At 68.0% G+C, this 18,471-nt stretch carries 16 protein-coding genes; 11 read left to right on the top strand and 5 right to left on the bottom strand.

Annotated elements, in window-relative coordinates; all coding sequences use genetic code 11:
* Positions 1-95: 95 nt before the first annotated feature.
* From Q4F19_RS16210 to Q4F19_RS16190, 5 genes are all read left to right on the top strand, one after another.
* Positions 96-1,283, top strand: a complete 1,188-nt coding sequence (locus Q4F19_RS16210) for a glycosyltransferase family 4 protein (protein ID WP_303544644.1) — start codon at positions 96-98, stop codon at positions 1,281-1,283.
* Complete coding sequence (locus Q4F19_RS16205) at positions 1,280-2,461, top strand: glycosyltransferase family 2 protein (RefSeq protein WP_303544642.1); 1,182 nt, start codon at positions 1,280-1,282, stop codon at positions 2,459-2,461. The genes Q4F19_RS16210 and Q4F19_RS16205 overlap by 4 nt, the downstream gene beginning before the upstream one ends.
* Before the next feature lie 58 nt (positions 2,462-2,519).
* Positions 2,520-3,290 carry an LPS export ABC transporter ATP-binding protein gene (lptB, locus tag Q4F19_RS16200; protein ID WP_303544639.1) on the top strand — a complete coding sequence of 257 codons (771 nt, stop codon included), beginning with the start codon at positions 2,520-2,522 and terminating at the stop codon, positions 3,288-3,290.
* A 132-nt stretch (positions 3,291-3,422) separates the two neighbouring features.
* On the top strand, positions 3,423-4,889 hold the full coding sequence (gene rpoN / locus Q4F19_RS16195; RefSeq protein WP_303544636.1) for an RNA polymerase factor sigma-54: 1,467 nt from the start codon (positions 3,423-3,425) through the stop codon (positions 4,887-4,889).
* Between the two features lie 204 nt (positions 4,890-5,093).
* Positions 5,094-5,822, top strand: a complete 729-nt coding sequence (locus tag Q4F19_RS16190) for an EF-hand domain-containing protein (RefSeq protein WP_303544632.1) — start codon at positions 5,094-5,096, stop codon at positions 5,820-5,822.
* A gap of 260 nt (positions 5,823-6,082) precedes the next feature.
* Here Q4F19_RS16190 and Q4F19_RS16185 read toward each other — a convergent pair whose 3' ends face one another.
* The 3 genes from Q4F19_RS16185 to Q4F19_RS16175 form a co-directional block, all read right to left on the bottom strand.
* The gene (locus Q4F19_RS16185) at positions 6,083-7,318 is read right to left on the bottom strand and encodes an SAM-dependent methyltransferase (protein WP_303544629.1); all 1,236 of its coding nucleotides are present in this window, start codon (positions 7,316-7,318) and stop codon (positions 6,083-6,085) included.
* 18 nt (positions 7,319-7,336) lie between these two features.
* Positions 7,337-8,539: a dual-specificity RNA methyltransferase RlmN gene (rlmN, locus tag Q4F19_RS16180; protein ID WP_303544627.1), complete on the bottom strand. Its 1,203-nt coding sequence runs from the start codon at positions 8,537-8,539 to the stop codon at positions 7,337-7,339.
* Positions 8,540-8,764: 225 nt separating this feature from the next.
* On the bottom strand, positions 8,765-9,244 hold the full coding sequence (locus Q4F19_RS16175) for a hypothetical protein (RefSeq protein ID WP_303544624.1): 480 nt from the start codon (positions 9,242-9,244) through the stop codon (positions 8,765-8,767).
* Between the two features lie 137 nt (positions 9,245-9,381).
* On the opposite strand from Q4F19_RS16175, the gene Q4F19_RS16170 reads away from it, so the two are divergent.
* From Q4F19_RS16170 to Q4F19_RS16155, 4 genes are all read left to right on the top strand, one after another.
* On the top strand, positions 9,382-9,966 hold the full coding sequence (locus Q4F19_RS16170; RefSeq protein ID WP_303544621.1) for an outer membrane protein: 585 nt from the start codon (positions 9,382-9,384) through the stop codon (positions 9,964-9,966).
* A 181-nt stretch (positions 9,967-10,147) separates the two neighbouring features.
* Entirely contained in the window at positions 10,148-11,260 is a 1,113-nt protein-coding gene (gene dnaN / locus Q4F19_RS16165; protein ID WP_303544618.1) for a DNA polymerase III subunit beta, read from the top strand.
* 157 nt (positions 11,261-11,417) lie between these two features.
* Entirely contained in the window at positions 11,418-12,158 is a 741-nt protein-coding gene (locus Q4F19_RS16160; protein WP_303544616.1) for a precorrin-2 dehydrogenase/sirohydrochlorin ferrochelatase family protein, read from the top strand.
* Complete coding sequence (locus Q4F19_RS16155) at positions 12,155-13,120, top strand: zinc transporter ZntB (protein WP_303544613.1); 966 nt, start codon at positions 12,155-12,157, stop codon at positions 13,118-13,120. Before Q4F19_RS16160 ends, Q4F19_RS16155 begins: the two co-directional genes overlap by 4 nt.
* 25 nt (positions 13,121-13,145) lie before the next feature.
* On the opposite strand, the gene Q4F19_RS16150 is transcribed toward Q4F19_RS16155, so the two are convergent.
* Both Q4F19_RS16150 and guaA read right to left on the bottom strand, forming a co-directional pair.
* A complete protein-coding gene (locus Q4F19_RS16150; protein WP_303544611.1) occupies positions 13,146-14,075 on the bottom strand; it encodes a formylglycine-generating enzyme family protein in 930 nt (309 codons plus the stop codon).
* 139 nt (positions 14,076-14,214) lie between these two features.
* Positions 14,215-15,774 carry a glutamine-hydrolyzing GMP synthase gene (guaA, locus tag Q4F19_RS16145; protein WP_303545030.1) on the bottom strand — a complete coding sequence of 520 codons (1,560 nt, stop codon included), beginning with the start codon at positions 15,772-15,774 and terminating at the stop codon, positions 14,215-14,217.
* A gap of 111 nt (positions 15,775-15,885) precedes the next feature.
* Between guaA and Q4F19_RS16140 the strand changes: the two genes are divergently transcribed.
* Positions 15,886-16,971: a methyl-accepting chemotaxis protein gene (locus Q4F19_RS16140; protein ID WP_303544608.1), complete on the top strand. Its 1,086-nt coding sequence runs from the start codon at positions 15,886-15,888 to the stop codon at positions 16,969-16,971.
* Between the two features lie 119 nt (positions 16,972-17,090).
* Entirely contained in the window at positions 17,091-18,344 is a 1,254-nt protein-coding gene (locus Q4F19_RS16135; protein WP_303544606.1) for a NupC/NupG family nucleoside CNT transporter, read from the top strand.
* Positions 18,345-18,471: the final 127 nt, after the last annotated feature.

Genomic DNA, 18,471 nt, shown 5'->3' with positions numbered 1-18,471 from the left:
GGCACTGAGCAGGGAGCGCTTGGTGCTCCCTGCTGGACGCTGGCGCGCGCGCCGGTTACGCCTTGTTCAGCGTTGCGGGGGCAGACGAACCGAACATGCGCGTCGCCTATCTCGTCAATCGCTATCCGGCCGTCAGCCACAGCTTCATCCGCCGCGAGATCGCCGGGGTCGAGGCGGCGGGTGTCGAGGTGCTGCGTTTCTCGATCCGCCCGCCCGATGCGTCGCTGCCCGACGCGGCCGATCGCGCCGAGCTACCCCGCACGATAGTGATTCTCGCGCAGTCAAAAGCCGCCTTGCTGGCGGCGGCGCTCGTTACCGCGCTCGCCCGGCCCGGCCGCTTCCTCGGCGCGATGGCGGCAGCGATAGGCATGGCGCAAGGCCGCCCGAAGATCGCGCTCCGCCACATCATCTATCTGGTCGAAGCCTGCTGGCTCGCGCGCCGGCTCGACGGCGTCACGCGCCTTCACGCGCATTTCGGCACCAATCCCGCCGCCGTCGCCCGCCTCGTCTATCTGCTCTCGGGCATCCCCTACAGCTTCACCGTCCATGGCCCCGAGGAGTTCGATGCGCCCGGCGCAATCGATCTGCCCGCCAAGATCGGCGATGCCGCCCAGGTCATGGCGATCAGCGATTTCGGCCGCAGCCAGCTCATGCGCTGGACGAAGCCCGATCAGTGGGAGAAATTGAAGGTCGTCCGCTGCGGAATCGACGAAGCCTTTTCCTCTCTCACACCCGCTCCACCCGTCTCCGCCGCCGAACTGTGTTGCATCGCCCGGCTCAGCGGCCAGAAGGGCCTGCCGCTGCTGATCGAGGCCGCCGCGAAGCTGCGTGCGCGCGATATCCCGTTCCACCTGACGCTCGTCGGCGATGGCGAGATGCGCGCGGAAATCGAGGCGGCGATCGTCGCTCGCGGGCTTGCCGACGCGGTCACGATCACCGGCTATCTCGATGCGGCGGGCGTTCGCCAGCGCCTGCTCGCCGCGCGCGCGATGGTCCTGCCCAGCTTCGCCGAGGGTCTGCCGGTCGTGATCATGGAAGCGCTCGCGCTACGCGTCCCGGTCGTGACCACCGCGATCGCCGGCATACCCGAGCTCGTCGATGCCGCCTGCGGCTGGGTCGTCCCCGCCGGATCGGTAGAAGCGCTGGTCGAGGCGATGGCCGCAGCGCTCGCCGCCGATCCGGCGCAGCTGCGCGACATGGGCGAGGTCGGCCGCGGCCGCGTTCTTGCCCGCCACGATGCCCGCGCGAACGGCGCGGCGATGGCGGCACTCTTCCGCGCATGACGATCCTCTGCCTTCTCGCCGCGATCGCCTGCCTGCCGCTCCTCGTCACCGACGCGGTCTTCCTCGTCGAAGTCCTCTTCGGCCTGCGCGCCGGCGAACATGGCAGCCCCGCCCGTCCGGCCGGACCGATCGCGCTGATCGTACCTGCGCACAACGAGGAAGGCGTCGTCCGCGCCTCGGTCGAGCGGATGATCGCCGAATCGCCCCCTGGCACGCGGGTGCTCGTCGTCGCGCACAATTGCAGCGATCGCACCGCCGAGCAGGCGCGCGCGGGCGGGGCCGAGGTCCATGTGCTCGACGAGCCCGATCGCCGCGGCAAGGGCTATGCGCTCGCCGGCGGCCAGGCGGTGCTGAGGGCAGCGCCGCCGGCGACGGTGATCGTCGTCGATGCCGATTGCACGCCCGCGCCGGGCGCGCTCGCGCGCCTCGCCGCCACCGCCGAGAAGAGCGGCCGCGCCGTCCAGGCCAGCTATTTGTTCGCGCCGCGCCGCGATGCCGGGCCGATCGTCCAGATCTCCAATTTCGCGATGCTGGTGAAGAATCTCGTCCGTCAGCGCGGCAGTCGCCGGATCGGCGCGCCGGCCTTGCTGACCGGATCGGGCATGGCCTTTCCCTGGCCGCTCTTCGCCATGCTCGATCTCGCCACCGGCAATATCGTCGAGGATCTGGCGCTCGGCGTCGAGCTCGTCCGCCAAGGCCGCCCGCCTCTGTTCGAATCGCGCGCGACGATCTGGTCGCACCCGAGCAGCGAGGGCGGCACCGCCACCCAGCGCGCGCGCTGGGAAGGCGGCTTCCTCGCCACCGCGCGGGGCTTCGGTCTGCCGCTGCTCGCGCGCGGCCTCGTCCGCTTCGATGGGCGGATGATCTGGATGGGGCTCCATCTGCTCACCGCGCCGCTGACCCTCCTGCTGATGCTCAACGGCGCCGCGATGCTGCTGTGGCTTGGGTTGTGGGCGATCGGCGTTGCTCCCGCTGCCGCGCCGATCGCGGCCTTCCTGCTCGGCGCGTCAGTCGTCGCCGCCGTGCTCGCCGCCTGGGCGTTGGCGGGCCGCGCAATGCTCTCGGCGGGCACGCTTGCGCGCCTGCCGCTCTACATGGCCTGGAAGCTCGCGCTCTACGCCCGGATCGTGCGCGGCCGCGAGACGCCGGGCTGGATCCGGACCGAACGCGTCGATTGAAGACCTGCAAGAACCAAGCCGAATTGCCGATCAAGCCCCGAACGGTTACGGATGCGCCATGAACGAGATGACCATGACGGCGCCCGCGCCTTCCGTGCCCGATCAGGTCGCGGGTCTCGCGATCGTCTCGATCGCCAAGGCCTATGACAAGCGCCAGGTGCTCCATGACGTGAGCCTCGAGGTCGCGCGCGGCGAGGTCGTCGGGCTGCTGGGGCCTAACGGCGCGGGCAAGACGACCTGTTTCTATTCGGTGATGGGGCTCGTGAAGCCCGATGCCGGCCGCATCCTGCTGGACGGAAACGACGTCACCGGCCTGCCCATGTATCGCCGCGCGATCCTGGGCCTTGGCTATCTCCCGCAGGAAACCTCGATCTTCCGCGGGCTCTCGGTCGCGCAGAATATCATGGCTGTGCTCGAAGTGTCCGAGCCCGACAAGGCCGCACGCGCCGCACGCCTCGAATCCCTGCTCGGCGAATTTCATCTCGAGCGCCTGCGCGATGCGCCTGCCACGGCGCTCTCGGGCGGCGAGCGGCGCCGCTGCGAGATCGCGCGCAGCCTCGCCGCAGATCCCTCGATCATGCTGCTCGACGAGCCGTTCGCGGGCATCGATCCGATCTCGATCGCCGACATTCGCGATCTCGTGAAGGATCTCAAGCGCCGCGACATCGGCGTGCTGATCACCGATCACAATGTCCGCGAGACGCTCGACATCGTCGATCGCGCCTGCATCATCTATGACGGCCGCGTCCTCTTCCAGGGCAGCCCCGCCGATCTCGTCGCCAACGAGGATGTCCGCCGGCTCTATCTCGGCGAGAGCTTCGAGCTCTAGAATGAGGTCCGGGGATATCTCTTCCCCGTTCGTCCTGAGCGAAGTCGAAGGACGTGCCGCGGGCGATGTGCTCGGTCGCACGTGCTTCGACTTCGCTCAGCACGAACGGAGGTCAAGGGGCGCGCCCGCCGCATGAGCCTCGCTCCGCGCCTCGACCTGCGGCAGTCCCAGTCGCTGGTGATGACGCCGCAGCTGCAGCAGGCGATCAAGCTGCTGGCCTTGTCCAATCTCGAGATCGAGGCCTTCCTCGCTGAGGAGATCGAGAAGAATCCTTTGCTCACCGGCGGCGCCGAGGAAGGGGAAGCGCCTGCCACCGAGTCCGACGGCGAAGCCCCCTCCGATGCGCCTGACGAGCCCGCCACCGCCGATCGCCTCATGGAGACGGGCGACGCCACCGCCGACGCCCCGCTCGACGTCGATTATGCCGAGGAGACCTTCCACCACGATAGCGTGATCGATTCGGGCGCATCCCCCGGTACGGTCCCCGACGAAGGCTTCGATTTCGACTCCGTCGCCACGGGCAGCCTGTCGCTCCGCGATCACCTCACCGCGCAGGCCGGCGAGCGGCTGGAGGGGGTCGATTTTCTTGTCGCCCAGCGGATCATCGATGCGATCGACGAGGCCGGCTATCTGACCGAGCCGCTCGATGATCTCGCCCGCCAGCTTGGTATCGACGCGGAGCATGCCGAGCGCATCCTCGCGCTCATCCAGAGCTTCGACCCCGCCGGCGTCGGCGCGCGCAGCCTCGCCGAATGCCTGATCATCCAGGCGCGCGAGGCCGATCGCTACGATCCGGCGATGGCCGCCCTGCTCGACAATCTCGATCTGCTCGCGCGCGGCGCGCTCCCGCAGCTGCGCCGGATCTGCGGCGTGGACGAGGAGGATCTCGGCGACATGATCCGCGAACTGCGCAATTACGATCCCAAGCCCGGCCTCAAGTTCGGCGGAGAGCCCGCCTCGCCCGTCTCGCCCGACATCTTCGTCGCGCGCACCCGCGCCGGCTGGCAGATCGAACTCAACAGCGCGACTTTGCCCCGCGTCCTCGTCGATCGTCGCTATCATGCCGAGCTTTCGGCGGGCGCGACCAACCGCCAGTCGAAGGCATGGGTCGCCGATTGTCTCGCCAGCGCCAACTGGCTGGTCAAGGCGCTCGATCAGCGCGCGCGCACGATCATCAAGGTCGCCAGCGAGATCGTGAAGCAGCAGGAGGGCTTCTTCCTCCACGGGGTCAGCCATCTGAAGCCGCTGACGCTGAAGACCGTCGCCGACGCGATCGGCATGCACGAATCGACCGTCAGCCGCGTCACCTCGAACAAATATCTGTCGTGCGAACGCGGCTTCCACGAGCTCAAATATTTCTTCACGAGCGGGATCGCCGGCGCCGACGGCGGCGATGCGGTCTCAGCGGAGGCGGTCAAGAACCAGATCGCCCGGCTCATCGCCGAGGAAGGCGACGACATCCTCTCCGACGACAAGCTCGTCGAACTGCTCGACGCCAAGGGCTTCGGCCTCGCCCGGCGCACCGTCGCCAAATATCGCGAGGCGATCGGCCTCGGCTCCTCGGTTCAGCGACGGCGGGCGCGGGCTCTCTCGAGATAGTCGCCGTTCGTCCTGAGCTCGAAGGACGGTCCTTCTTTCTGCGTCGGCAAAAAGGACGCTGCTTCGACAAGCTCGGCACGAACGGAGAGTGGGGTGTCACATGTCAGCGCCGACACTTCGCATCACCGCCGACCTATCCGGGCAAGACGACTCGGCGAGAGAGATCACAGTGCGGCAACGCGCCGCGAGTTTGGAGTGGAAACGATGCGAGCTTTTCTGACAGGCGTGGCGCTCAGCGTCCTGGTCGCCGGCGTGGCGGTCGCGCAGGATATGGGCCCGCCTCCGGGTGGCCCGGACGGACCAGGCGGCCCCCGCATGGCGCCGATGATGCAGCCGCTCAAGCGGACCGACGTGGCCGGCATAGTCGCCAAGCATTTCGCGATGATGGATCTCAATCACGACAATGTCATCGACGCCGCCGATCGCGTCGCGATGGTCGCCAAGCGCCGCGCCGATCGCGAGGCGCGGATGAAAATGCATCGCGATCGGATGTTCGCCGAGCTCGACGCCAACAAGGACGGCTCGATCTCGCGCGCCGAATTCGATGCCGCGCCGCCGCCTCCGCCGCCCCCCGGCGAGCGCGGCCCCGATGGCGGGCCGGGTGGGCCCGGCGGTCCCGACGGCATGCGTGGTCCCGGTGGCCCCGGTCCCGACGGCATGCGCGGTCCTCGTGGCGGCCCCGATGGTCCGGGCGGCATGGATCGGCCGATGCGCGGCCCCGGCATGGGCATGATAAGCGGACGCCTGCTCGAACAGGCCGATCTCAACCATGACGGCAAGGTCACGCTTGCCGAAGCGCAGAAGGCCGCGCTCGGCTGGTTCGACAAGGCCGACGTCAATCATGACGGCACGATCGATCGCGACGAGATGATCGTGGCGATGCAGGGCCACATGCGCGGCCGCGGTGGTCACGGCGGTCCGGAGGGAAAGTGATCGCGGCGGCGGCGTCCCTCCCCGAACGGAGGATCGCCGCCGCCCGCATCAGACGTCGGAGATAGGATCCTCCCCGGAACGGGGAGGGGGGCGTAGCGGCGGACAGCGCCATGCCCGGGGGCATGGCGCAGCCGCGAAGCCGGCTTGCGAAGCAAGCCGTGGGCGGAGCGTGGTGGAGGGGAGATCGGCGAAGCGGAACGCGGCGTGGAGAGCCCCCTCCGTCGCGCCTGCGGCGCGCCACCTCCCCGTCCCGGGGAGAATCAGTCGCCCCGCAGCTCGCGCTCGGCCTCGCCGATATAATCGCGCGTGATCGGCAGCGCGCTGCGGTCGCGCACATATTGCAGCTGATAGTTGATCATCTGCCCATTGAAGAATCCCGTCGCGGATCCCGCCAGATAGAATTCCCACATCCGGTAGAAACGCGGATCGTACATCGCCTCGATCTCGGCCTTCGCCGCCTGCGTCCGCCGCAGCCAGTGCATCAAGGTGATCCCGTAATGGTGGCGCAGCGTCTCCACATCGGTCGTGATCAGCCGTACCTGCTCGGTCGCCTCGGCGATCTCGGACAGGGTCGGGATATAGCCGCCCGGGAAGATATATTTGACCGTCCACGCATCGGTCGGGCGGCGCTTGCCGAGCCGTCCGATCGTGTGGAGCAGCATCACGCCCTCGTCGGCGAGCAAGGCGCGACACTTCGCGAAGAAGGCGCGGAAATGGCCCGGCCCGACATGCTCGAACATGCCGACCGAGACGATCCGATCGAACTTGCCCGTCACCGCGCGATAATCGATCAGCTCGAACTTGACCTTGTCGGCCACGCCCGCTTCCTCGGCGCGCCGGCGCGCGACGATTAGCTGCTCCTCCGAAAGCGTGACGCCGAGCACCTCGGCGCCCGTCTTCTCGTGCAGGTAAAGCGCCAGTCCGCCCCAGCCGCAGCCGATCTCCAGGATGCGCAAGCCGGGCCGGTCGAGCTTCAATTTCGCCGCGATATGCGCCTTCTTGTCGAGCTGCGCCTGCTCAAGGCTGTTGCCCGGATCAGTGAAGTAGGCGCAGCTATATTGGCGGTCGCTGTCGAGAAAAAGATCATAGAGCCGCGCCGACAAATCATAATGGTGCGCGACGTTGCGCTTGGCGCGGCGCTCGTAATTCCACGTCCGCAGCCAGCCCTTCAGCTGCCCACCCGGGATCCGCGCCTTGCGCTGCAGCTTGGGCCGGTCGCCGCGCTTCTCCCAGCGATTGTTGTAGGTGACGAGGTCGATCAGCGCATGGATGTCGCCCTGCTCCATGATCAGCCGGCCATCCATATAGGCCTCGCCCGCGCCCAGAGACGGCGCGCTGACGATCCGCTCGGGCGTGGTGCGATCGGTGAAGCGCACCGCGACGAGATCGCGGCCCGCCTCGGGGGCGCCATAACGATAGATCCGGCCCTTATGGTCGGTGACCTGGAGCTCGCCCTGGCGGATGAGTTTCTGGAAGGCGCGATCGAACAGCCACATGAAATCGGCTGTAAAGCTTCAGGCGGAGGCTGCAATCTCCGCGGCGGCCGCATCTTCGCGATCGCGCACGCTCCGCCGCTTTTTCTCGGCCGCGGTCTTCAATTGCCCGCACGCGGCATCGATGTCGCGCCCGCGTGGCGTACGCACCGGCGCCGAGATCCCGCCCTGGAAGACGATGTCCGAGAAGCTCGCGATCCGCGCGCGCGTCGAACATTCGTAAGCCGATCCCGGCCACGGATTGAACGGGATCAGATTGACCTTCGCGGGCAGATCGTAGTGGCGGATCAGGCGGACAAGCTCGCGCGCATGATCGTCGCTGTCATTCTTGTCCTTCAGCATCACATATTCGAACGTGATGCGCCGCGCATTGTTGGCGCCGGGATAGGCCGCGCACGCCGCGAGCAATTCCTCGATCCCGTATTTCTTGTTGAGCGGCACCAGCTCGTCGCGCACCTCCTTGGTCACGCCGTGGAGCGAGACCGCGAGGTTGACGCCGATCTCCGCGCCTGCGCGCGCCATCATCGGCACCACGCCCGAGGTGGACAGCGTGATCCGCCGCTTGGAGAGCGCGAGCCCGTCTCCGTCCATCACCAGCTTCAGCGCATCGCGCACCGCATCGAAATTGTAGAGCGGCTCGCCCATGCCCATCATCACGATGTTGGTCAGCAGCCGCCCCTCGGGCTGGCTCGGCCATTCGCCCAAGGCATCGCGCGCGAGCATCACCTGGCCGACGATTTCGCCCGCGGTGAGGTTGCGGACGAGCCGCATCGTGCCCGTGTGGCAGAAGGTGCAGTTGAGCGTGCAGCCGACCTGGCTCGAGACGCAGAGCGTGCCGCGATCCGCATCGGGGATGAACACCATCTCATAATCATGCCCGTCGTCCGACTGGAGCAGCCACTTGCGCGTCCCGTCGGTCGAGACCTGCGCCTCCATCACCGCCGGCCGGCCGACGACGAAGCGCTCCTCCAGCCACGGGTGCATGGTCTTGGCGATGTCGGTCATACCTGAGAATTCGCGCGCGCCGCGATTGTAGATCCAGTGCCAGATCTGCTTGGCGCGTAATTTGGCCTGTTTTTCGTCGAGCCCCGCCTCGGTCAGCACCGCGCGCAGCGTCTCGCGCGGCAGCCCGATCAGATCGATCCGCCCGTCGGCGCGCAGCGTCGGCGCACGTGGCACGGGCACGGGATCGATCAGTCCGGGGATGGCCATGGGGGCGTTCATGGCGCGCTATATAGGGGAAGGGGGGTCTTGCGGCTAGGCGGGAGGAGCGGGCGCGTGTGACCCCTCTCCCGCCAAGCGGAAGGGCCCGCCGCGTCGACGGTGGGAGGGTGAGGGTCTTCTTCGCTTGGCAAGCGGTCGCGCCCCGCGGTCTCGAAGGAAGCAGAAGACCCTCACCCAACCCTCTCCCGCAAGAGGGAGAGGGTAAAGGGCGCGACTCGCCTGCCGCTACCGCCCCCGCAGACACGCCAGATCGGCCGCGTCGATCGCGCTCGCCGCGCCCGCGCCGGGATAGACGTCGGTGATCCGCCGCCCCCGGATCCGCGCCGTCACCCGCACCGCCTCGCCCTCGCGCAGGAAGAGTGCGATCCGACGCCCGTCCCCCGCTGAAGGCCAGCCATCCGCCTCCTTCGTCACCAGCGGAAACCGCCGCTCGCCGATCGCCAGCACCGCGCCCGGCTCGGCCGCGCCGCGCAGGCGCACATGGACCTGGCGGAACAGTCGCCGCGCGGGCCAGGACGAGATCGTCAGAAAAGCCGCATCCGCCTTTCCCGATCGCGCCGGCTGCGCGATCGCATAGCAGCGCACCGGATCGCCGGCGCGGAACGCCCCCCAGCGCCCGAACTGCCCCAGCGACTGCGGCGCGCCCGCCGCAGCGGCCAGCCACGGCGCGAGCATCATCATCATCCCGGCCGCGCGTCGCTTCATCCCGTTTCTCTGCTGCAATGCGACGAAGCGCACAATCGCGCAGCCGATCGGCCGCGAGGTTCATCTTCGTGACAGGCGCAAGCGCGCTTTCCGCCCGCCCCGGCCACGGTCGGGCAAGTCATTGACGGAGTACCACTATGTTGAAATTCGCTTCCCTCGCCGCGCTCGGGCTCGCCGGCGTCGCCGCGCCCGCTTTCGCGCAGGACGCTTCCGCAACCAATTTCACCGGCCTCCATCTCGAAGGCATTGCCGGCTGGGATCGCAGCCAGGCCTATGGCGGCCACAAGGATGGCGTCCTCTACGGCATCAACGGCGGCTACGATATCGCAGCCGGCAGCAAGCTGATCGCCGGCATCGAGGGCGAAGTCACCGACAGCAGCGCCAAGGTCTGCGCCGGCCAGGGCAATGCCGCCGATCCCGAGACCTGCGCCCGCGCCGCGCGCGACCTGTATGTCGGCGGCCGCCTCGGCACCGTCGTCGGCGGCAAGACGCTGCTTTATGTGAAGGCCGGCTACACCAACGGCCAGTACAAGGCGACGATCGACGACGGCAACAGCCGGACGACGCTCGGCAAGAACAATCTCGACGGCGTCCGCGTCGGCGCCGGCGCCGAATATGCGCTGAGCTCCAACACGTTCGTGAAGGCCGAATATCGCTATTCGAACTACGAACAGGGCGTTTCGCGCAACCAGGTCCTCGGCGGCTTCGGCATGCGCTTCTGATCTAGCCCGGTTCAGCGTCGCTGAACCGGGTGCCGCACCGGCCCACTCCCCCACCCGACCTCCCACAGAGTATCCTGATTGGGAGGTCGGGTGGGGGAGTGGGCCGGTGCGGCAAACAAACCCTAGCGGCGGCTCCCGCCCACGCTATAAGCCTTGGTCCAAGCGGTTTTCGGGGCGGAACATGAAGGCGACGATCGAGCGGGCGACCTTGTTGAAGGCGCTGAGCCATGTGCAATCGGTCGTGGAGCGGCGGAACACGATTCCGATCCTGTCCAACGTCCTGCTTGAGGCTTCGGCCGATGGCGGCGTGAAGCTGATGGCGACCGATCTCGATCTCCAGATCGTCGAGACGATCGGCGCCGCGGTCGATACGCCCGGCGCGATCACCGTCCCCGCGCACACGCTGTTCGATATCGCCCGCAAGCTCAGCGAGGGGTCGCAGGTCCAGCTGACCGCCGCCGAGGGCAAGATGCTGATCGTCGCCGGCCGCGCGCGCTTCAATCTCCAGACGCTCCCGCGCGACGATTTCCCGGTCATCGCCGAGGGCGAGCTGCCGACCAGGTTCGAGCTCCCCGCCGAGACGCTCAAGCAGATCATCGACAAGACGCGCTTCGCCATCTCCACAGAGGAGACGCGTTATTATCTCAACGGCATCTTCCTCCACGTCTCGGACGATGCGACCCCGGTGCTGAAGGCCGCCGCGACCGACGGCCACCGCCTCGCGCGCGTCACCGTGCCCCGCCCCGACGGCGCCGAGGGCATGCCCGACGTGATCATCCCGCGGAAGTGCGTCGCCGAACTCCGCAAATTGCTCGACGAGGTCGACGGCTCGGTCGAGGTCTCGCTCTCGCCTACCAAGATCCGCTTCGGCATGGGCGCCGCGATTCTGACCTCGAAGCTGATCGACGGCACCTTCCCCGATTACAGCCGCGTCATCCCGACCGGCAATGACAAGCTGCTCAAGATCGATCCGCGCAGCTTCGAGGACGGCGTCGATCGCGTCGCGACGATCGCCAGCGAGAAGACGCGTGCGGTCAAGATGGCGCTCGAGCGCGACAAGATCACGCTCTCGGTGACGAGCCCCGAAAACGGCACCGCCGCCGAAGAAGTCTCGGGGGACTATACCTCGCTGCCGTTCGAGATCGGCTTCAACGCGCGCTACCTGCTCGACATTCTCGGCCAGATCGAGGGCGACACGGTCGAGATCCACCTCGCCGACGCCGCCGCCCCGACTTTGATCCGCGAGAACGACAAGGCCCCCGCCTTGTACGTGCTCATGCCGATGCGCGTCTGACGACCGCTTAGACCAGGATCGTCACCCCAGCGAAGGCTGGGGTCCATGTCTCTCACTTCGAAGCGCACCGCCCGCCGCGACAGACCTAAGTGCCAGCCTCGCTGGCATGAAGCGGTGTGGCGCTTGGCAACGCCGCGCCGCCACGCGACAAGGCGCCGTGGACAGCTTCCCTATCTTCGTCCGGTTGCGCGCCCAGCCGGTGATCCTGATCGGCGAGGGCGATACCGCCGACGCCAAGCGCCGGCTGCTGGAGCGCGCCGGCGCGATGATCGTCGGCGAGGCGGATCAGGCGGCGCGCCTGGCCTTCGTCGCGCTGGACGATCCCGACGACACCGCGGTCCGGCTCAAGGCGCGCGGCCTGCTCGTCAACGCCGCCGACCGGCCCGATCTGTGTGATTTTACCCTCCCCGCGATCGTCGATCGCGATCCCGTGCTGATTGCGATCGGCACGAGCGGCGCCTCCGCGGGGCTCGCCGCTGCGCTCCGCCAGCGTCTCGAAGCGCTGCTCCCGCCGAGCCTCGGCGCGCTCGCCCGCCTGCTTCACCAAAGCCGCGAGTCACTGCGCGCACGCTACCCCGACGCGAGCGCGCGCCGCCGCTTCATCGGCGGGCTGCTCGCCGCCGGCGCCCCGCTCGATCCGATGATCGAGCATCCCGACCCGGCAATTCCCGGGGAGGGCGCGCCCGACCCAGCCCGTCTTGAACGCATCACGCTCCGCTCATCCGATCCCGACGAACTGACCCTGCGCGCCGCGCGCCTGCTCGCGCTGGCGGACCGCATCTATCACCCGTCCGATGCGCCGCCGGCGATCCTCGATCGCGCGCGCGCCGATGCCGTGCGGATCGTCGGGCCCGCGCCTGCGTTGGCGCTGCCGGGCCTATCCGTGGAGATCTTGTGACTAGCCGCTTCGCGATCGAACTCGGCGCCGACGGCAAGGGCCATGCGGTCGAGCCCGCCGCCGCCTGCCGGCTGACGCCCGATCCCGCCCGTCTCGTCTGGGTCCATCTCGACGGGCGCGAGGCCGAGACATTGGGCTGGCTGCGCGAGCATGGCGGCATGCCCGAGACGGTCGTCTATGCGCTCACCGCGATCGAGACGCGCCCACGCTGCGAGGCGATCGCCGAGGGCGCGCTCGTCAACCTGCGCGGCCCCGCCGAAACCCCCGACGATGGCGATCCGCTCGTCTCGATCCGGCTGTGGCTGGAGCAGGGCCGAGTCATCTCGGTCAGCTACCGCCCGATCGCGACGATCCATGTCGTCCGCGAGCAGATGGAGCAGGGCCAGATCAAGGATCCCGGCGACTTCGTCTCGCATATCGCGATGCTGATCACCAAGCGGATCGATCCGACGATCACCGAACTGGGCGACCTCGTCGATGATTGCGAGACGATGCTGGAGCCCGATCAGGCCTATGAGACACGCCGCAAGATCGCTACCGCGCGCTCGGACGCGATCGTCTATCGCCGCTTCATCGTCCCCCAGCGCGAGGCGCTGACCACGCTCTCGACGCTCGAGGTCGGCTGGCTCGAGGAGGATGATCGCCTCCATCTGCGCGAGGCCGCCGATCGCTTCGCGCGCATGGCCGAAGAGCTGGAGTCGGTGCGCGAGCGATCGGCTTTGATCCACGAACAACTCACCGATCTGCGCTCCGAGCAGATCGAGAATCGCGCGCTGCTGATCTCGGTCGTCGCCTTGATCTTCCTGCCTCTGACGTTCCTCACGGGGCTGCTCGGCATGAATGTCGACGGCATCCCCTTCGCGCACGAGCCCTGGGCCTTTGCCGCCGTCACCGCCTTGTGCGGACTCGTCGCGCTCAGCGTCGGCGGCTGGTTCGCAGCGCAGCACTGGTTCGGGCGCTGACGAAGTCGCTTGCGCCTCGAATCGGTCAGCGCGCCCGTTTCCGCGGCGAAATGTCCGACGTCGCGACGCGCAGGCCGAAGCCGGCGCTCCGATAATCGGCGATGATCCGGCGCGGCGGCGGGGCGTAATTCCGGCTGGCGGATCGGATCAGCGCGGGCGGATCGCCCCATGTGCCGCCGCGCGCCACCCGGAAGGGACAGCCCTCCGTCTCGACCGCCACGGCCCGCGCCGGACGCCCAGCCAGCGTGTCGACATAGCAATCCTGCGTCCACTGCCAGACGTTGCCGATCATGTCGTACAGGCCGAACCGATTGGGCGGGAAAGACTGCACGGGCGACGTGTGACGCCATCGGTCGCGGCCCGAGGTCGCCGGCGTGCAACATTCGTCGGCACCGTAATTGGCCTGATCGTGCGAGGGGTCGCGGCCCCAAGGGAAGGGCGTCGTCGTGCCCGCGCGCGCGGCATATTCCCATTCGGCTTCGGTCGGCAGGCGATAGGCGCGTCCGGTCTTGGCGCTCAGCCATCGGACATAGGCCTGCGCCTCGGTCCAGCTTACGCAGACGACCGGCTCGTCGTCCTGCTGCGGGAAGCCGAGATTGCGCCACGAGGCGAGCCCCGCCTGATCCTTGGGAAGTTCGGTATAGGCGCAGCCGAGCCCGTCGGGCCGGCCGGTATCCTCGACGAAGGCGCGCCACTGCGCCCGGGTAACATCCGTCTCCGCCAGTGCGAAGCGGGAGACCTGCACCCGCTGCCGGGGGCCTTCGTCCTTGCCGCGCCCGACCTCGCCGTCTTCGGATCCCATCCAGAAGTCGCCCGCCGGCAGCGCGATCATCGCCGAACAGGCGCTACAGTCCTGGAACGTCCGCACCCGCCTGTGCGGCGCCGTGGCGGCGGGACTGCCTGCCGCCCATGCGCCGATCGCGATCATTGCAACCGGTAGGAGAGCGAGACGCATATCCGCTGCCTTTCAGGACTCTCCGGACCGGCGGATAAGCAGGATGCGGATCGCCAGCCGCTCTTGATGGCCTAATCGCATAGGTCGCCGATCGTTTCAGCTTTGTCCAACGGGGCCGCGACCGCCACGGATCAGCTCGCTACTCCCACTCGATCGTGCCGGGCGGCTTCGAGGTATAATCGTACACGACCCGGTTGATGCCCTGCACCTCGTTGACGATGCGCGTGGCGCAACGGGCGAGGAAGGCCGCGTCGAAGGGGTAGATGTCGGCGGTCATGCCGTCGGTCGAGGTCACGGCGCGCAGCGCGCAGACATTGTCGTAGGTGCGATGGTCGCCCATCACGCCCACGGTGCGCACCGGTAGCAGCACCGCAAAGGCCTGCCAGATCGCATCGTAGAGCCCGGCGCGGCGGATCTCGTCGAGATAGATGAAGTCCGCCTTGCGCAGGATATCGCAGCGCTCCTTCGTCACCTCGCCCGGGATGCGGATCGCGAGGCCGGGCCCGGGGAAGGGGTGCCGGCCGACGAAGGCGTCGGGCAGCCCCAGTTCCTTGCCGAGGACGCGGACCTCGTCCTTGAACAATTCGCGCAGCGGCTCGACGAGCTGCATGTTCATCCGCTCGGGCAGGCCGCCGACATTATGGTGGCTCTTGATCGTCACCGAAGGCCCGCCGGTGAAGCTGACGCTCTCGATCACGTCCGGGTAGAGCGTGCCCTGCGCGAGGAAATCCGCACCGCCGATCTTCTTCGCCTCGGCCTCGAACAATTCGATGAACGCGCCGCCGATGAACTTGCGCTTGGCCTCGGGATCGGTGAGTCCGGCAAGGCCGCCGAGGAACTGCGCCTCGGCGTCGACGTGGACGAGCGGGATGCCGTAATGCTCGCGGAACAGGCTGACGACCTGTTCGGCCTCGCCGAGACGCATCAGCCCATGATCGACGAACACGCAGGTCAGCTGATCGCCGATCGCCTCGTGGATCAGCACCGCCGCCACCGCCGAATCGACCCCGCCAGACAGGCCGCAGATAACCTTGCCGTCGCCGACCTGCGCGCGGATCTCGGCGATCTTGGCGGCGCGGAATTCGGCCATCGTCCAGTCGCCGGCGAGCCCGCAAATGTGGCGCGCGAAATTGGCGATGAGCTTGCCGCCGTCGGGGGTGTGGACGACTTCGGGGTGGAACATCATCGAATAGAAGCGGCGCGCTTCGTCGGTCGCGATGGCGTATGGAGCACCTTCGGAACGGGCGACGATCGAGAAACCGGGCGCGAGCGCCTCGACGCGATCGCCGTGGCTCATCCACACCTGATGGCTCTCGCCCTGCTTCCACAGGCCATCGAACAGGGCCGATTCGCCGACGACATCGATGAAAGCCCGGCCGAATTCGCGATTGTCGGAAGGGGCGACGCGCCCGCCGAGCTGGTGCGCCATCGTCTGCTGGCCGTAGCAGATCGCCAGGATCGGCAGGCCGCTTTCGAAGAAGCGCTGCGGCGCGCGCGGGCTATCCGCCCACATCACCGACGACGGGCCGCCGGAGAAGATGATGCCGGCGGGCTTGAGCCGATCGAAGGCGGCATCGGCGGCGTTGAAGGGCGCGATCTCGCTATAGACCCCCGCCTCGCGCACGCGGCGCGCGATCAGCTGGGTGACCTGGCTGCCGAAATCGACGATTAGGATGCAATCTTGCGGGGCGACGCTCATGCCCAAGGCCGGATAGGGACCGCGAGCGAGCCTGTCCAGCCGCGCGACGCTAAGCATATATTTACCATTCGGAGCGTAGATTTCGTTGGATTTTCGCCAACGGATCAACCCATGCCCCGTCGCATCCGAGCCTTATTGTCGGTTCTCCGCGAAGAAGTGGAGCTGCACGCTGCCGAATCGGAGCGGGTGGCGGGGCATACCAACCTGCTCGCGCTCAATGCGACGATCGAGGCGGCGCGCTCGGGCGAGGCGGGTCGCGGCTTCTCGGTCGTGGCGCAGGAGGTCAAGGCGCTCGCCGGCAAGGCGCGCAAATCGGCCGCCTCGTTCCGCGCGGACGTGCTCGACCGGCTCGATCTCGCCAACGGCATCGCCAGCGAGATGCTGGCCGAGATCGAAGGCGCGCGGCTCGTCGAGCTGGCCGAGACGATCATGCAGCAGATCACACGCACGCTCGCCGGCCGCGCGACGCATCTGGCGATGCTTTCGACCGATGCCGCGATCGTCAACGGCACGCATCTGCGGACGCCGGACGCCATCGCCACCGGCAATGCGCGGCTCGCGCGGATGGTCGACGTGGCGCAAGATTATCGCAACGCCTTCGTCGTCTCCGCAGACGCGCGGCTGATCATGAGCGCGCGCCCCGCACCCAGCCTGGCGATCCACGATTTCTCGGACGCCGATCAGTATCGCAAGGTGATGGCGAGCACCGACGGCGATGCCTGGTACACCGATGCCGTCTGGCAGAATCCCTTCTCCAATTATCACGCCGTGCTGATCTTCGTGAAGGCGATCCGCGCCGTCCCGGGCGGGCCGATCGATGGCGTGCTGTATCTGGAATATGACTGGCAGCAATTGATGGACGAGGTGTTCGCCGCGCGCATCGCCGAGCGCGAGACGGGGCGCGGCATCACGGTGACGATCGTCGATGTCGACGGGCGCTCGGTGGGCACTTCGGGCACGGGCGCGTTCGGGCGACCGGTGGAGCTGCCCACGGGCACCTCGTCGGGGATCGAGCGCCGCGCGACATCGGTCGCCGCCTTCGCCGCGGCGACGCCGTTCCGCGGCTTTTCGGGGCTCGGCTTTCGCTGCCTGATCGAGCAGCCCATGCCGAGCGAGGAGGAGATCGCGATCGCGATCGGGCTGGGCGACCGGCAAACGCTGCCCGCGCTGGACAGCCCCGCGCGCCGCGTCGCCTGACCGACAGGCATTTACCGCGCCCGAGAAGCGTCTAAGCTGCGCCGCAGCGGGGCCGGCACCCGCTGCGCGCCGGGGGGCGTGACGCCGGCCCTTCGCGGAATGAGGACGCCTGCACCCCGATGAACCGTTTCCTGCTCGGCCCGCTGGGCATGTTCGTTCTCATCGCGGTCGCGGTCATCCTGTCGAGCGATCGCAAGGCGATCCGGCTGCGCGTCGTCGGCGCCGCCTTCGCGCTGCAGGTCGGCATCGCCGTGCTGGTGCTCTACGTTCCGGCAGGGCGGCGCATCATCGGCGGGCTTTCGCAGGGCGTCGGCGCGCTGCTCGGCTATGCGCAGGCGGGCACCGACTTCATCTTCGGGCCGATCGCCGCGCCCGAGATCGGCGGCCACGCCTTCGCGATCGCGGCGCTGCCGGTGATCATCTTCTTCGCGGCTTTGGTCTCGATCCTCTATTATCTCGGCATCATGCAGTTCGTCGTCCGCTGGATCGGCGGCGGGATCGAGAAGGTGATCGGCGTCTCGAAGGTCGAGTCGCTCTGCGCGGCGGCCAACATCTTCGTCGGCCAATCGGAATCGCCGCTCGTCATCCGTCCCTATCTGGCGGGTTTGACGCCGACCCAGCTCTTCTGCGTCATGACGAGCGGGATGGCAGGCGTCGCGGGCACGATCCTCGCGGCCTATGCGGCGATGGGGGTCAAGATCGATTACCTGCTCGCCGCCAGCTTCATGTCCGCGCCGGGCGGGATCCTGATGGCCAAGCTGATCATGCCCGATCCGCGGCCGCGCTCGGGCGCCGCGCCCGAGCTGGTCGAGGACGAGGCGATCGCCCTCGCCGACGTTCACGAGGCCGAGGAACGCCCCGCCAACATCATCCAGGCCGCCGCCGACGGCGCGCAACTGGGCGTGCGGTTGGCGGTCGCGGTCGGCGCGATGGTGCTGGCGTTCGTTGCCCTCGTGGCGCTCGCCAACGGACTGCTCGGCGAGGTCGGCCAGCTGATCGGCCAGCAGGACCTGACCTTCCAGAAACTGCTCGGCTCGGTCTTCGCGCCCGTCATGTTCCTGCTCAACGTGCCGTGGAGCGAGGCGCGCGCGGCGGGCGGTCTGTTCGGCGAGAAGATCGTGCTCAACGAATTCGTCGCTTACATCCACCTGGGCAAACTCGCCCCGCCGCTGTCCGAACATGCAACCGCGGTGGTGACCTTCGCACTGTGCGGCTTCGCCAATTTCTCGTCGATCGCGATCCAGATGGCGGTGACGGGCAATCTCGCGCCCAACCAGCGGCCGATGATCGCCAAGCTCGGCATCCGCGCGCTCTGCGCGGGCAGCCTCGCCAATCTGATGTCGGCGGCGCTGGCGGGGATGCTGATCGCCTGACCGCGGCGAGCGCCAACGTCACGATCGTGACGAGAAGGAGTCGTCGAAGAGCGCGCCTTTCTCGTCTGTCATTTGTCTAATTTGTCGAGCTTCCGTGCGGCCGCTCCTGGCCCACCGGATCGATCGG

The organism is Sphingomonas natans, assembly GCF_030546695.1.
In the GTDB taxonomy this organism is placed as follows: domain Bacteria; phylum Pseudomonadota; class Alphaproteobacteria; order Sphingomonadales; family Sphingomonadaceae; genus Sphingomonas_I; species Sphingomonas_I natans.
The sequence above is the reverse complement of the archived record's forward strand: the minus strand, read 5'-3'. Positions and strand labels throughout refer to the sequence as shown.